Raw genomic sequence first — 13,819 nt, 5'->3', positions numbered from 1 at the left:
GCCCGAGCGCCGCGGCGGGCACGCGTTACGCTCACGGCGTGGGGACCCACACCCGCCGCGAAGAGGAGCATGAGATGAGTGACGCCATGGGTGACAGGAACGACCCGACGACCGGCGAGCCCATCGAGGCCACCGACCGCCATGACGACGGCACCGAGGAAGCCCGGCTTCCGGAGGTGTCGGCCGAGCAGGCCCCGGAAGACGACCAGCAGGCGGACGCCGTTGCGGATGAGGCGGAACCGGAAGCACCGGGGGATGAGGCGAACGAGACCGGACAGTCAGTGACGGAGCCTGAGCCGGGCCCGGACGCCGCGGAGACGGCAGACGCCGAGCCCGTGGCGGAGACGGCCGAGAGGACCGAACCGGACACCGCCGTGTACGAGCTCGACGACGACGCGCCGTCCGCTGGGCCCGCCGACACCGCTGAGCCTGCACCAGGTGCCGCCGCGGATGCCGCGGCACCGTCGGGCGGAGCGGCCTCTGCGACCGAGCCGGAGGACGAAGCGGCGACGGAGCCCGCGGCATCCGGGGCCGACGCCCCTTCCGGCGGTGCGGCCGCCACCGATCCTGACCCGGCAGCGGCAGACACCGAGATGATCGGGTCCGAGGGGGCCGCTGAGCCCGATTACGCCGCGCTCGCCGCTGAGCTCGAGGAGTTCGAAGCGCGGCAGGGCGGTGCGGCAGGCGCAGCGACTCCTGCGCACACGGCGCCGACGACCGTCGGCAGCGGCTGGTTCGAGGAGGCTCCGGAGACGTTCAAAGCCACCGAGCCAGACGACGCGCCCACCGAGGTCGTCGAACCGGTCCAGGAGGCACCGCCGGCCGTCGTGCCGAACGAACCAACCGCGCACGCCGCTCCCGCACCCGAAGCGGTGATCACGGAGAGCTACGAGCCGCCGCGCAAGCGGGGCAATCGCGTCGCCGCGCTGCTGATCGGCGTCCCCGCGACGATCGCGTTCACGATCCTGTACGCAGTGGTCGATCTCGCCTATGGCTGGTTCCAGAACGAGGTGGCACTGGAATCGCTCGTCGATGGGCTGCTCGAGCGCATCTCGGATTCGGCGTTCTGGGTGCCCGTCGTGGTGTTCTTCCTCGCGTTCTGGCTGGTGGGCGTCATCGTCAACCGCGGCCGCGCCGGCTGGTGGGTCGTGCTCGGCTTCCTGGTCGCCGCGGTGTCGTACGTCGGGTTCGTCGCTGCGCCGGTTCTCACCTACCCGTTCTGGATGATCACGCCCAGTGCCGCGAACGAGCAGATGCTCTCGCTGCTGCTGAACCCGGTCGCGATCGGTGTGTTCATCATCGCCCGCGAGGTGACGGTGTGGTTCGGTGCGTGGGTCGCAGGGCGAGGGCGGAAGATGAAGCGTCTCAATGCGGACGACCGCGCGGAGTACGAGAAGGCGGTCGCCGAGGATCAGTGACCAGGTGACCGGGCCGCGACGCGGCTGAGCCGGGATCGTGCGCAGACAGTGCGTCAGGTCGTTCCGCCCGCCGGACCACGGGTGCAGTTCCAGGGCCCAGGGATTCGCCTTCCGGCGGCGCGCGAAGGAGGGAACGACCTGATGAACGGCCAGCGCATCAGCCCCGCCGTGGCGACGGCGTTCTCGTCCGCGGCATACGGAGCGCTGCTGGTGTGCGTGACGGGGTTCGTCTCGCTGTGGACGGATTCTCCCGTGCTCGGTTCCGCGCACATCAGCGTGGTGCCCGCGATGCTCGCCGGTGTCGTCGCCGTGCTCGCCTTCGCCTGGGCGCTGCTGCGGTCGCTGCGGGAAGCGCGGCCGACGTATCCCGCTGCCGTCCTGGTCGCGCTCGCATCCGGTCTCGCCCACATCGTCTCCCTGTGGCTGCTCGCTGTGGCGTTCGGCGAGGGCGCCGTCGCCGCAACCGCGGCCGTCGGCGCGTCGGTCACGGGCTGGGCGTCGCTGTCCTTCGTCCTTGTCGCCGCCGTGTGCGCGTGGAGCGGCGTCGCGCTGCGCCGCACGCGTGCCGACCGTCCCCGCTGGCCGTGGGAGCGCCGCGACGAGGAGTGACCGCCAGCCCGCCCGAGATGTGGGGGACGACGTCCGGATGCGCCGTTTCGGACGTCCGGATGTCGAAGAGGCGTGCATCTCGCAAGCCGGCGGGCAAGCAGCGACGAGCGGAATCCCGCCGATCTCCCCGCAATCGGTGCCGGATGTGCCTACCCTGGTGGGGTGGAGCGTTCGCTGGAGACGCAGGTCAGCCAGGCAGTTGATGCCTGGCTGCGCTGGTTGCCGCGCTGGGAGCCGGCCACTCACCGCGGCCGTGTCGCTCCGTGCAAGCGCTGCTTCGGATCGCCCGTCCTCGAGGCAGCGGGGCTGGGCGCTGACGTGCCGCACGGCGTGCAGCACGGGCTGTCCACCAGGGTGAAGACGATCATCGATCGGCACGTCGCCCGCTATACGGAGATGAACCTCCCCATGCTGCAGGCGGAGCTCGACCAGCAGACGGCCCGCAATCGGGCGCGCAGCTATCGCCCGGACGAAGGGCTCGAGCCGGAGCACGAGGGGATGCCGCTCGATCCGGAGCCCGTGCCCGGTGCACCGTTCCTGTTCACGATCGAGGGGCTGGCGACCGAGGCGGCTGCCGATGTGCCCAGCCTTCCTCCGCTGTCGGAGGAGGCGAAGGCCGCGCTGCGGCAGGAGGTCGCGCTCGCCGACGACTATGCGAACATGGTCGGCCGCGAGGCGTGCCAGCTGCTGGCGGAGCATCGGATGCGTGTTCAGCGAGCCGTCTCGGAGTTCGTCGAGCCGCAGGTGGAGAACATGCTCTCAGAGCTCACCCAGTCGCTGGACGCCCCCTTCGACCCTCGCGACTTCCACTAGCTGATGTCGGCTTACACCCATCCGGCGCGTCGGCGGCGCATTCCTTTTGACCCGGCGTGTCATTCCGCGTAATATGAATGGGCGTGCGCTCGAGCGCGCCCAACTCCGTGCCTCGGTGCGGACACGGGTGCTGGGCGCCGCATCGGGACCGGGCTGCGAACAGTCCGCCCCCACGGCATACCCGCCACGTTCCGACCACACCGGGCTTCCCGGGGTTCAGGCGGGTCTTACGTGAAACTTCACGAGCTGTCACCGTGCAGCACTGACAAGGAGAACTAGTGCCAACTATTCAGCAGTTGGTTCGCAAGGGGCGCCAGTCGAAGAGGACTTCGACGAAGGCGCCTGCTCTGAAGGCGAACCCGCAGCAGGCCGGCGTGTGCACCCGTGTGTACACCACCACCCCTAAGAAGCCGAACTCGGCGATGCGCAAGGTCGCTCGTGTGAAGCTGCGCAACGGCACGGAGGTCACGGCCTACATCCCCGGTGAGGGCCACAACCTCCAGGAGCACTCGCTGGTGCTCGTCCGCGGCGGTCGTGTCAAGGACCTCCCCGGTGTCCGTTACAAGATCGTCCGCGGTGCTCTCGACACCCAGGCCGTCAAGAACCGTGGCCAGGCTCGCAGCCGCTACGGCGCGAAGAAGGGCTGACCGCTATGCCACGTAAGGGACCCGCTCCGAAGCGTCCGGTCGTCAACGACCCGGTCTACGGCGCTCCGATCGTCACGCAGCTCGTCAACAAGATCCTCGTCGACGGCAAGAAGTCGCTCGCCGAGTCGATCGTGTACGGCGCGCTGCAGGGCGTCGAGGCCAAGAGCGGTCAGGACGCTGTTCCCACGCTCAAGAAGGCGCTCGACAACGTTCGCCCGACGCTTGAGGTCCGCAGCCGCCGCGTCGGCGGTTCGACCTACCAGGTGCCGGTCGAGGTCAAGCCGCACCGCGCGAACACTCTCGCGCTGCGCTGGCTCGTGAGCTACGCGAAGGGCCGTCGTGAGAAGACGATGACCGAGCGTCTCATGAACGAGATCCTCGACGCCTCGAACGGCCTGGGTGCCGCGGTCAAGCGCCGCGAGGACACCCACAAGATGGCCGAGTCGAACCGCGCCTTCGCGCACTACCGCTGGTAACCAGCTGTTCACGCAGGTTCCGGATGATCGGAGCCACCGGTCATCCGGAACCCGTCTGGAAATTTTCAGCCCTCCTACACGTAAGGACACGCCCGTGGCACAAGACGTGCTCACCGACCTCAAGAAGGTCCGCAACATCGGCATCATGGCGCACATCGATGCCGGCAAGACGACGACGACCGAGCGCATCCTGTACTACACGGGTGTGAACCACAAGATCGGCGAGACCCACGACGGTGGCGCGACGACTGACTGGATGGAGCAGGAGCAGGAGCGCGGCATCACGATCACGTCTGCCGCCGTGACCTGCTTCTGGGACGACAACCAGATCAACATCATCGACACCCCGGGTCACGTCGACTTCACCGTCGAGGTGGAGCGTTCGCTCCGCGTCCTCGACGGTGCTGTTGCCGTCTTCGACGGCAAGGAGGGCGTGGAGCCGCAGTCGGAGACGGTCTGGCGTCAGGCCGACAAGTACAACGTGCCCCGCATCTGCTTCGTCAACAAGATGGACAAGCTGGGCGCCGACTTCTACTTCACGGTCGACACCATCATCAACAAGCTGAAGGCCACCCCGCTTGTGATGCAGCTGCCGATCGGCAGCGAGAGCGACTTCGTCGGCGTCGTCGACCTGCTGCACATGAAGGCTCTCGTGTGGCACGGTGACGCCAAGGGCGATGTGACCATGGGCGCCGCGTACGAGACGCAGGAGATCCCCGCAGACCTGCAGGTCAAGGCCGAGGAGTACCGCCAGAAGCTGATCGAGGCCGTCGCTGAGACGGACGACGAGCTGATGGAGAAGTACTTCGGCGGCGAGGACCTCACGGTCGATGAGCTGAAGGCGGGTATCCGCAAGCTCACGATCGCGGGCGACGCGTACCCGGTGCTGTGCGGTTCGGCATTCAAGAACCGCGGCGTTCAGCCGATGCTCGACGCAGTCGTCGACTTCCTGCCTGGCCCGCTCGACGTGCCGGCCATCGAGGCGCACGACCCGAAGGACGAGGAGAAGATCATCGAGCGTCACTCCGACGCCGAAGAGCCCTTCGCCGCCCTCGCATTCAAGGTCGTCTCGCACCCGTTCTTCGGTCGCCTGACGTATGTGCGCGTGTACTCCGGTCATCTCGACTCGGGTGCGCAGATCATCAACTCGACCAAGGGCAAGAAGGAGCGCATCGGGAAGATCTTCCAGATGCACGCCAACAAGGAGAACCCGGTCGAGTCGGTCACCGCTGGCCACATCTACGCGGTCATCGGGCTCAAGGACACCACGACAGGTGACACCCTGAGCGACCCGAACTCGCAGGTCGTGCTCGAGTCGATGACGTTCCCTGAGCCGGTGATCGAGGTCGCCATCGAGCCGAAGACCAAGGCCGACCAGGAGAAGCTCGGCGTCGCCATCCAGAAGATGGCGGAAGAGGACCCGACGTTCCGCGTCGAGAACAACGCCGAGACCGGTCAGACCACGGTCAAGGGCATGGGCGAGCTGCACCTCGACATCATCGTCGATCGCATCAAGCGCGAGTTCCGCGTCGAGGCGAACGTCGGCAAGCCCCAGGTGGCGTACCGCGAGACGATCCGCAAGGCCGTCGACCGCCATGACTACACGCACAAGAAGCAGACCGGTGGTTCCGGCCAGTTCGCGAAGATCCAGTTCAAGATCGAGCCGCTCGAGGTTGAGGGCGACAAGATCTACGAGTTCGTGAACTCCGTCACCGGCGGTCGCATCCCGCGTGAGTACATCCCGTCGATCGACGCCGGCTTCCAGGACGCCATGAACGTCGGCATCCTCGCCGGCTACCCCATGGTGGGCGTGAAGGCGACGCTGAACGACGGCCAGTCGCACGACGTCGACTCCTCGGAGATGGCGTTCAAGATCGCCGGCTCGATGGGCTTCAAGGAGGCCATCCAGAAGGCGGGCCCCGTGCTGCTCGAGCCGCTCATGGCGGTCGAGGTGCGTACTCCTGAGGAGTACATGGGCGACGTCATCGGCGACCTGAACTCGCGTCGCGGTCAGGTGCAGTCGATGGAGGACGGCCAGGGCGTCAAGGTCGTCTCGGCCCTCGTCCCCCTCTCGAGCATGTTCGGCTACATCGGCGATCTGCGCTCGAAGACCTCGGGCCGTGCGGTCTACTCGATGGAGTTCCACAGCTACGCCGAGGTTCCGAAGGCTGTCGCCGACGAGATCATCCAGAAGGGCAAGGGCGAGTAGACTCGCCAGCCCCTTTGGCCAACGGGTGGGCCGTTCGTATGACGGCCCACCCGCGAAAACTTCACACTGACTGTCTATTAGACTGAAATCACCCATGTAGCAGGCCGGTCGCAATCCGGTGCCCGGTGCTGTTACTCGACCGTCCTAGGAGGACATAGTGGCTAAGGCCAAGTTCGAGCGGACCAAGCCGCACGTCAACATCGGTACGATCGGGCACGTCGACCACGGCAAGACGACGCTGACTGCCGCGATCTCGAAGGTGCTTGCGGAGAAGTTCCCGTCGAATGTCAACGTGCTGCGCGACTTCGGCTCGATCGACTCTGCTCCTGAGGAGCGCCAGCGCGGCATCACGATCAACATCTCGCACGTCGAGTACGAGACCCCGCAGCGTCACTACGCGCACGTCGACGCCCCGGGTCACGCTGACTACATCAAGAACATGATCACGGGTGCCGCCCAGATGGACGGCGCGATCCTCGTGGTCGCTGCGACTGATGGTCCGATGGCTCAGACGCGTGAGCACGTCCTTCTCGCCAAGCAGGTCGGCGTTCCCTACCTGCTCGTCGCCCTGAACAAGTGCGACATGGTCGATGACGAGGAGATCCTGGAGCTCGTCGAGCTCGAGGTTCGCGAGCTGCTGTCGTCGCAGGACTTCGACGGTGACAACGCACCCGTCATCAAGGTCTCGGGCTACCAGGCGCTTCAGGGCGAGGAGAAGTGGGTCAACTCGATCGTCGAGCTCATGGAAGCCGTCGACAGCTCGATCCCCGACCCGGTTCGTGACCGCGACAAGCCGTTCCTGATGCCGATCGAGGACGTCTTCACGATCACCGGTCGTGGCACGGTCGTCACCGGTCGCGCCGAGCGCGGCACCCTCAAGATCAACTCCGAGATCGAGATCGTCGGCATCCGCAACACCCAGAAGACCACGGTCACGGGTATCGAGATGTTCCACAAGCAGCTCGACGAGGCATGGGCAGGCGAGAACTGTGGTCTGCTGCTTCGCGGTCTGAAGCGTGAGGACGTCGAGCGCGGCCAGGTCGTCGTGAAGCCGGGTTCGGTTACGCCGCACACCAACTTCACCGGCACCGCCTACATCCTCTCGAAGGACGAGGGCGGCCGTCACAACCCGTTCTACACGAACTACCGCCCGCAGTTCTACTTCCGCACCACGGACGTCACGGGCGTCATCACGCTGCCCGAGGGCACCGAGATGGTCATGCCGGGCGACACCACTGACATGACGGTCGAGCTGATCCAGCCGATCGCCATGGAGGACGGTCTCGGCTTCGCGATCCGTGAGGGTGGCCGCACCGTCGGCGCCGGCACGGTGACCAGCATCATCAAGTAATCATCTGATTGCTGAGAAGGGCCCGAGCATCACGCTCGGGCCCTTTTCGCATGCCATGGCGCCGTGAAGCGATGCCCGCGAGATGCGCACCTTTTCGACATCCGGACGTCAGAACCGGCGCATTTCGACGAGGAGTGCGCATCTCGGCAGTCGGGTGCGCGGGATCCGCGAGAATGGGGAGGATGCGAGAGTCGTTGGGGCGGTCAGAGTCGGTGTGGCGCGCGCCCGGCATGCGGGCGCTGCTGGCGATGTCGGCGCTCGGGTTCGCCGGGTACGCGATGCTGCTGCCGACGGCTCCGCTGTGGGCACGGAGCAGTGGCGCGGACGAAGCCGGCGCGGGGCTCGTCAACGCTGTGCTGATGCTGGCAACGGTTCTCGTGCAGACGACCGTGCCGTGGGCGCTGCGCACGATCGGGTGGCGCGGCACGATGATCGCAGGGATGCTGCTGCTCGGGGCGCCGTCGGCGCTGTTCATCCTCACGGATGCGCTCTGGGGGATCCTGGCGCTCTCCGCGGTGCGCGGTGCCGGATTCGCCGTGCTCACCGTGTGCGGGGCGAGCGCCGTGGCACACCTCGTGCCGGAATCCCACCGCGGTCGCGCGATCGGGGCCTACGGGCTGTCGATCGCCGTGCCCCAGTTCTTCCTGCTGCCGGTGTCGGCGTGGATCGCCGAATCCGTCGACTTCCGCATCGTGTTCGCGCTCGGATGCCTGCCGGTGCTCGCTGTGCCGTTCGCCGCGCTGCTCGGCGCCCGCATACACAGAGGCGACGACGCGGTCGAGGAAGGCGCAGGCGCCGCGGAAGCGATCGGGAGGGGGCGGGTCCTTCTCTCGCTGGCAGTTCCGGCGCTCGTGCTGCTCGCCATCACCACGCCGGGCGGCGCGATCATCTCCTTCGCACCCCAGTTCGGATACGCGGCGGTCACCGTCGTCGTCGGGCTCTTCGCCTTCACCGGCGTCGCGGCCTTCACGCGATGGCTTGCCGGCGGTCTCGCCGATCAGTTCGGCCCCCATCGGTTCATCGCACCGCTGCTGATCATCGGCGCCGTCGGGCTCGTCGTGGCGGCGTGGGCCGTGGCCGCACCGGATCGCAGCCCCGTCGCGCTCGTCGGCGGCATGGTGCTCACAGGGGCCGCGTACGGCGCGCTGCAGAACCTCACGCTCGTCGTGTCGTTCGCCGTGGTGCCGAATCGGCTCCGCGACGTCGCGAGCACGATCTGGAACATCGGGTTCGACACCGGGACGGGGCTCGGATCCCTTGCCGTCGGCTTCATCGCGGCAGGCACGAGCTTCACCATGGGGCTGGCGGTGACGGCGGCGTTCTGCCTGGTCGCCGCTGTCGTCTACGGGCTCCGCCTCACCGGCCTGCGCCGCCGAGCCCGCACAGCACCGCCGGCGTTCTAGACCGACGCGCGTGCTCCATCGGGACACCGCGAAACCGCAGACGCAAGCATCGCGAGATGCGCACTTTTTCGACATCCGGGCGTCAAAACCGGCGCATCTCGACGAGAAGTGCGCATCTCGGCAGCCCTGGCGCGGCACCCCACGACTGAGAGGATGACCCGGCGCGACGCGATTCGCGCCTGAGCGCGTGCAGCGCAAGGCGGAGGAGGAAGGCGCATCCTCATGCGCCGACGACGACAACGCCGCGCTGTGCGCGCTCAGGCGCGAATCAGGCGCGGCCCAGGGCTCGGTAGGTCCAGCCGGCGGAGCGCCACTCGGCGGGGTCGAGGACGTTGCGGCCATCGAAGATCGAGCGGCGGGCGACGAGCTCGGCGGTCTGCTCGGGGTCGAGGTTGCGGAACTGACGCCATTCCGTGACGAGTACGACGGCCTCCGCCCCGGTCAGCGCGGACGCGAGCGAGTCGGCGTAGCCGAGCTGCGGATGCGTCCGTGACGCGTTCGGGATCGCTTCGGGGTCGTAGGCGACGACGTCGGCGCCGAGCTCGTGCAGCCGGGCGGCGACTTCGAGCGCGGGGGAGTCGCGGATGTCATCGCTGTCCGGCTTGAACGCCAGCCCGAGCACCGCGATTCTGCGGTCGGTCGCGTCGCCGTCGAAGGACTCCGTGACGATGTCGACGAGGCGCTGCCTGCGGCGCAGGTTGATCTGATCGACCTGCTTCAGGAAGGCGACCGACTCGCCGTTGCCGATCTCCTCGGCGCGGGCGGTGAACGCCCTGATGTCCTTGGGGAGGCAGCCTCCGCCGAACCCGACGCCGGCGTTGAGGAACTTGCGGCCGATCCTGGTGTCGTGCCCGATCGCGTCGGCGAGCGTGGTCACGTCGGCGCCCGTGGTCTCGGCGATCTCCGCCATCGCGTTGATGAACGAGATCTTGGTGGCGAGGAACGCGTTCGCGGAGACCTTCACCAGCTCTGCCGTCGCGTAGTCGGTGACGATTCGCGGAGTGCTGCGCTCGATGATCGATGCGTACACCTCGTCGAGCAGCGCGACGTCCTCGTCGTGCGTGGCGTCGGCGACGCCGTAGACCAGGCGGTCGGGGTCGACGGTGTCCTTCACCGCGTAGCCCTCACGCAGGAACTCGGGGTTCCACGCCAGGCGCGCTCCGGTGTCGGCGATCTCGCCTGCGAGGCGCGCCGCCGTTCCCACCGGAACGGTCGACTTGCCGGCGACGAGCATGCCGTGGCGCAGATGGGGCCTCAGCGAGGCCATTGCGGCATCGACGTATGTCAGGTCGGCACCGTCGCCGTCGCGGCTCTGCGGAGTGCCGACGCCGATGAAGTGCACGACCGCATCGGCGATGTCGGCGTAGTCGGTGGAGAAGCGCAGGCGACCGGATGCGAGACCCGCCTGCAGCGTCTCAGTGAGTCCCGGTTCGAAGAACGGCGCCTCTCCGGCTGTGAGCTTCGCCACCTTGGCCTCGTCCACATCGATTCCGACGACGTCGTGCCCGAGCGATGCCATGGCTGCTGCGTGCACGGCACCCAAGGAGCCGCATCCGATGACCGAAACTCGCATCCGTTCTCCCTCATGTCCTGCGCGGGCGCCCGCGCGGGCGACTCACCTCCGACAACGATACGGGGTCATGGCAGGCTGATCGGTCCGTCGACTGTGACGTGGGATCAGGGGCCAGGATGTCGCGGTGCGCGACAGGCGAGACCCGCATGATTACGGGGCGCACAGCGCGACACGCCCGGGTTGCAGGAAACCCCGGATCGATGGCAGAATAAACAGGTTCGACATTCTTGTGCCCACTTCGGTGCCGGCGCAGGATCACTGCCAGGGCAGTGCATAGGCGGCGTGGGTTCTTCTGAACCGCGTGACGAGTCTAGGCCGCGGGCAGCAGGACGATCCACAACCACTTTCGAGCGCGATGAGTCGTGCCCAGGAAGCGGTAGGGCGCTGTACAGCGTCCGGCTGACAGCAGAACAGTGGTGCGAACGCGTACAGCGCGGCACGTGCCAGGCATGCGAACCGTGTGCCGATGTGCGTCCAATGCCCTCGAGGTACGACGCGAGAAAGAGAGTGAACATGGCGGGACAGAAGATCCGCATTCGCCTGAAGTCGTATGACCACGCCGGTCTCGACTCCTCGGCGCGCAAGATCGTTGACACGGTCACGCGGGCAGGCGCCCAGGTCGTGGGCCCGGTGCCCCTTCCTACCGAGAAGAACGTGGTGGCGGTCATTCGTTCGCCCCACAAGTACAAGGACAGCCGCGAGCACTTTGAGATGCGCACGCACAAGCGTCTCATCGACATCGTCGACCCGACGCCGAAGGCCGTCGACTCGCTCATGCGTCTCGACCTCCCGGCTGACGTCAACATCGAGATCAAGCTCTGAGGTTCGACATGGCTGATATCAACACAAAGACTTCGAAGGGTCTGCTCGGCACCAAGGTCGGCATGACCCAGGTCTGGAACGAAGACGGCAAGCTCATCCCCGTCACGGTGATCGAGGTTGCTCCGAACGTCGTGACCCAGGTCCGCACGCCGGAGAAGGACGGCTACAACGCCATCCAGATCGCTGCAGGCGCGATCGACCCGCGCAAGGTCACCAAGCCCCTCACTGCCCACTTCGAGGCCGCCGGTGTCACGCCGCGTCGCCGCCTCACGGAGATCCGCACCGCTGACGCTGCCGAGTACACACTCGGTCAGGAGCTCACGGCCGACGGAGTCTTCGAGACCGGCCAGCTGGTCGACGTCGTCGGGACGAGCAAGGGCAAGGGCACCGCCGGTGTCATGAAGCGTCACAACTTCTCAGGTGTCGGCGCCTCGCACGGCCAGCACCGCAACCACCGCAAGCCCGGCTCCATCGGTGGCGCGGCGACTCCTGGCCGCGTGTTCAAGGGCATGCGCATGGCTGGCCGTATGGGCCACGAGCGTGTGACCGTCCTCAACCTCACGGTGCACTCCGTCGACGCCGAGAAGGGTCTGTTGCTCGTCAAGGGCGCCGTCCCCGGCCCGCGCGGCCGCGCCGTGTACGTCCGCAACGCTGTGAAGGGGGCCTGAGTTAGATGGCTGACTCGACTCTCGCTCTCGACGTCCGCGACACTGACGGCAAGAAGGTCGGCTCCGTCGACCTGCCCGCCGAGGTGTTCGACGTCAAGACGAACATTCCGCTGATCCACCAGGTCGTCGTCGCGCAGCAGGCTGCGGCGCGCCAGGGCACCCACTCGACCAAGCGTCGCGGTGAGGTCTCGGGCACCGGTGCGAAGCCGTTCCGCCAGAAGGGCACCGGTCGCGCTCGTCAGGGCTCGATCCGCCAGCCCGAGCACCGCGGCGGTGGCATCGTGCACGGCCCGAAGCCGCGCGACTACTCGCAGCGCACACCGAAGAAGATGGTCTCGGCCGCCCTCGCCGGCGCGCTCAGCGACCGTCTGCGCGGGGAGCGCATCCACGTCGTCGACGCGTTCGGCTTCGAGGCGCCCTCGACCAAGGCCGCTGCCGGCTACATCTCCGCCACTGCCCCGGGCAAGCGCGTCCTCGTCGTGCTCGACCGCACCGACGACTTCAGCTTCCTGAGCGTGCGCAACCTGCCGAGCGTCCACATCGTGACGCCGGATCAGGTCAACGCCTACGACGTGATCGTCTCGGACGACATCGTCTTCACCAAGGCCGCCATCGATGCGTTCCTCGCGCTCAAGGTCGGCGCCGCAGAGGAGGTCTCGGCATGACCGCGATCAACAAGGACCCGCGTGACATCATCCTGAAGCCGGTGGTGTCGGAGAAGAGCTACGGGCTCATCGACGAGGGCAAGTACACCTTCATCGTCGACCCGAATGCGAACAAGACGGAGATCAAGCTCGCGATCGAGAAGATCTTCGACGTCAAGGTCGCCTCGGTGAACACGATCAACCGTGTCGGCAAGTCCCGCCGCACCCGCTTCGGCACAGGCAAGCGCAAGGACACCAAGCGCGCGATTGTCTCGCTCAAGTCGGGCACCATCGACATCTTCACGGCAGTCGCCTGATAGCCGGAAGGATCTGAACAACTATGGCTATTCGCAACCACAAGCCCACGACCCCGGGTCGTCGCGGCTCCTCGGTGGCTGACTTCGCGGAGATCACCCGGTCCACGCCGGAGAAATCGCTGCTTCGTCCGCTGCCCAAGACGGGCGGCCGCAACAACCAGGGCCGCATCACGACGCGTCACATCGGTGGTGGCCACAAGCGCCAGTACCGCGTGATCGACTTCCGTCGCAACGACAAGGACGGCATCAACGCCAAGGTCGCTCACATCGAGTACGACCCCAACCGCACGGCACGCATCGCGCTGCTTCACTTCTTCGACGGCACGAAGCGCTACATCCTCGCGCCGAACAAGCTGAAGCAGGGCGACGTCGTCGAGTCGGGTCCGAACGCCGACATCAAGCCGGGCAACAACCTGCCGCTGCGCAACATCCCGACGGGTACCGTCGTGCACGCCATCGAGCTCCGTCCAGGTGGCGGCGCGAAGATGGCGCGTTCGGCCGGCGCCGCCGTTCGCCTCGTGGCGAAGGACGGCCCCTACGCCCAGCTGCGCCTGCCCTCGGGCGAGGTCCGCAACGTCGACGCGCGCTGCCGTGCCACGATCGGCGAGGTCGGCAACGCCGAGCAGTCGAACATCAACTGGGGCAAGGCAGGCCGCAATCGCTGGAAGGGCATCCGCCCGACAGTTCGCGGTGTCGTCATGAACCCGGTCGACCACCCGCACGGTGGTGGTGAGGGCCGCACATCCGGTGGTCGTCACCCCGTTTCGCCGTGGGGCCAGGCAGAGGGCCGTACCCGTCACGCCAACAAGGAAAGCGACAAGCTCATCGTGCGTCGCCGTACTGCAGGCAAGAAGCGTAAGTAGGAGTCA

The 13,819-nt window shown here is 67.1% G+C and carries 14 protein-coding genes; 13 read left to right on the top strand and 1 reads right to left on the bottom strand.

All coding sequences use genetic code 11. From position 1 onward, the window contains the following. Nucleotides 1–74: 74 nt before the first annotated feature. From CIK77_RS15345 to CIK77_RS15310, 8 genes are all read left to right on the top strand, one after another. On the top strand, nt 75–1,418 hold the full coding sequence (locus tag CIK77_RS15345) for a hypothetical protein (RefSeq protein ID WP_087054864.1): 1,344 nt from the start codon (nt 75–77) through the stop codon (nt 1,416–1,418). A gap of 141 nt (nt 1,419–1,559) precedes the next feature. After that, nucleotides 1,560–2,027 carry a hypothetical protein gene (locus CIK77_RS15340; RefSeq protein ID WP_087054865.1) on the top strand — a complete coding sequence of 156 codons (468 nt, stop codon included), beginning with the start codon at nt 1,560–1,562 and terminating at the stop codon, nt 2,025–2,027. Between the two features lie 162 nt (nt 2,028–2,189). Continuing rightward, nucleotides 2,190–2,840: a spermidine/putrescine ABC transporter substrate-binding protein gene (locus CIK77_RS15335; RefSeq protein ID WP_087054866.1), complete on the top strand. Its 651-nt coding sequence runs from the start codon at nt 2,190–2,192 to the stop codon at nt 2,838–2,840. 278 nt (nt 2,841–3,118) lie between these two features. Further along, nucleotides 3,119–3,487, top strand: coding sequence for a 30S ribosomal protein S12 (rpsL, locus tag CIK77_RS15330; RefSeq protein ID WP_087054867.1), 369 nt, complete (start codon nt 3,119–3,121; stop codon nt 3,485–3,487). Nucleotides 3,488–3,492: 5 nt separating this feature from the next. Continuing rightward, on the top strand, nt 3,493–3,963 hold the full coding sequence (gene rpsG / locus CIK77_RS15325) for a 30S ribosomal protein S7 (RefSeq protein WP_087054868.1): 471 nt from the start codon (nt 3,493–3,495) through the stop codon (nt 3,961–3,963). Between the two features lie 94 nt (nt 3,964–4,057). Beyond that, nucleotides 4,058–6,172: an elongation factor G gene (gene fusA / locus CIK77_RS15320; protein WP_087054869.1), complete on the top strand. Its 2,115-nt coding sequence runs from the start codon at nt 4,058–4,060 to the stop codon at nt 6,170–6,172. Between the two features lie 157 nt (nt 6,173–6,329). Next, nucleotides 6,330–7,523: an elongation factor Tu gene (gene tuf / locus CIK77_RS15315; RefSeq protein WP_087054870.1), complete on the top strand. Its 1,194-nt coding sequence runs from the start codon at nt 6,330–6,332 to the stop codon at nt 7,521–7,523. Nucleotides 7,524–7,705: 182 nt separating this feature from the next. Continuing rightward, nucleotides 7,706–8,926, top strand: a complete 1,221-nt coding sequence (locus CIK77_RS15310; RefSeq protein WP_212647482.1) for an MFS transporter — start codon at nt 7,706–7,708, stop codon at nt 8,924–8,926. Nucleotides 8,927–9,194: 268 nt separating this feature from the next. Here the strand turns inward: CIK77_RS15310 and CIK77_RS15305 are convergent, their stop codons facing one another. Next, nucleotides 9,195–10,499 (bottom strand): UDP-glucose dehydrogenase family protein, encoded by a 1,305-nt coding sequence (locus CIK77_RS15305; RefSeq protein ID WP_087054871.1) that lies wholly within the window; start codon nt 10,497–10,499, stop codon nt 9,195–9,197. A gap of 513 nt (nt 10,500–11,012) precedes the next feature. Between CIK77_RS15305 and rpsJ the strand changes: the two genes are divergently transcribed. The 5 genes from rpsJ to rplB are packed head-to-tail and all read left to right on the top strand — an operon-like array spanning nt 11,013 to nt 13,813. Beyond that, complete coding sequence (gene rpsJ / locus CIK77_RS15300) at nt 11,013–11,321, top strand: 30S ribosomal protein S10 (RefSeq protein WP_087054872.1); 309 nt, start codon at nt 11,013–11,015, stop codon at nt 11,319–11,321. 8 nt (nt 11,322–11,329) lie between these two features. After that, nucleotides 11,330–11,989 (top strand): 50S ribosomal protein L3, encoded by a 660-nt coding sequence (gene rplC, locus CIK77_RS15295; RefSeq protein ID WP_087054873.1) that lies wholly within the window; start codon nt 11,330–11,332, stop codon nt 11,987–11,989. A 5-nt stretch (nt 11,990–11,994) separates the two neighbouring features. Continuing rightward, the gene (gene rplD / locus CIK77_RS15290) at nt 11,995–12,654 is read left to right on the top strand and encodes a 50S ribosomal protein L4 (protein WP_087054874.1); all 660 of its coding nucleotides are present in this window, start codon (nt 11,995–11,997) and stop codon (nt 12,652–12,654) included. Continuing rightward, complete coding sequence (gene rplW / locus CIK77_RS15285; RefSeq protein WP_087054875.1) at nt 12,651–12,950, top strand: 50S ribosomal protein L23; 300 nt, start codon at nt 12,651–12,653, stop codon at nt 12,948–12,950. Before rplD ends, rplW begins: the two co-directional genes overlap by 4 nt. A gap of 23 nt (nt 12,951–12,973) precedes the next feature. After that, on the top strand, nt 12,974–13,813 hold the full coding sequence (gene rplB / locus CIK77_RS15280) for a 50S ribosomal protein L2 (RefSeq protein ID WP_087054876.1): 840 nt from the start codon (nt 12,974–12,976) through the stop codon (nt 13,811–13,813). The last annotated feature ends 6 nt before the right edge of the window (nt 13,814–13,819 follow it).

This window comes from Microbacterium sp. JB110, assembly GCF_003335195.1.
Classification (GTDB): Bacteria; Actinomycetota; Actinomycetes; order Actinomycetales; family Microbacteriaceae; genus Microbacterium.
The sequence above is the reverse complement of the archived record's forward strand: the minus strand, read 5'-3'. Positions and strand labels throughout refer to the sequence as shown.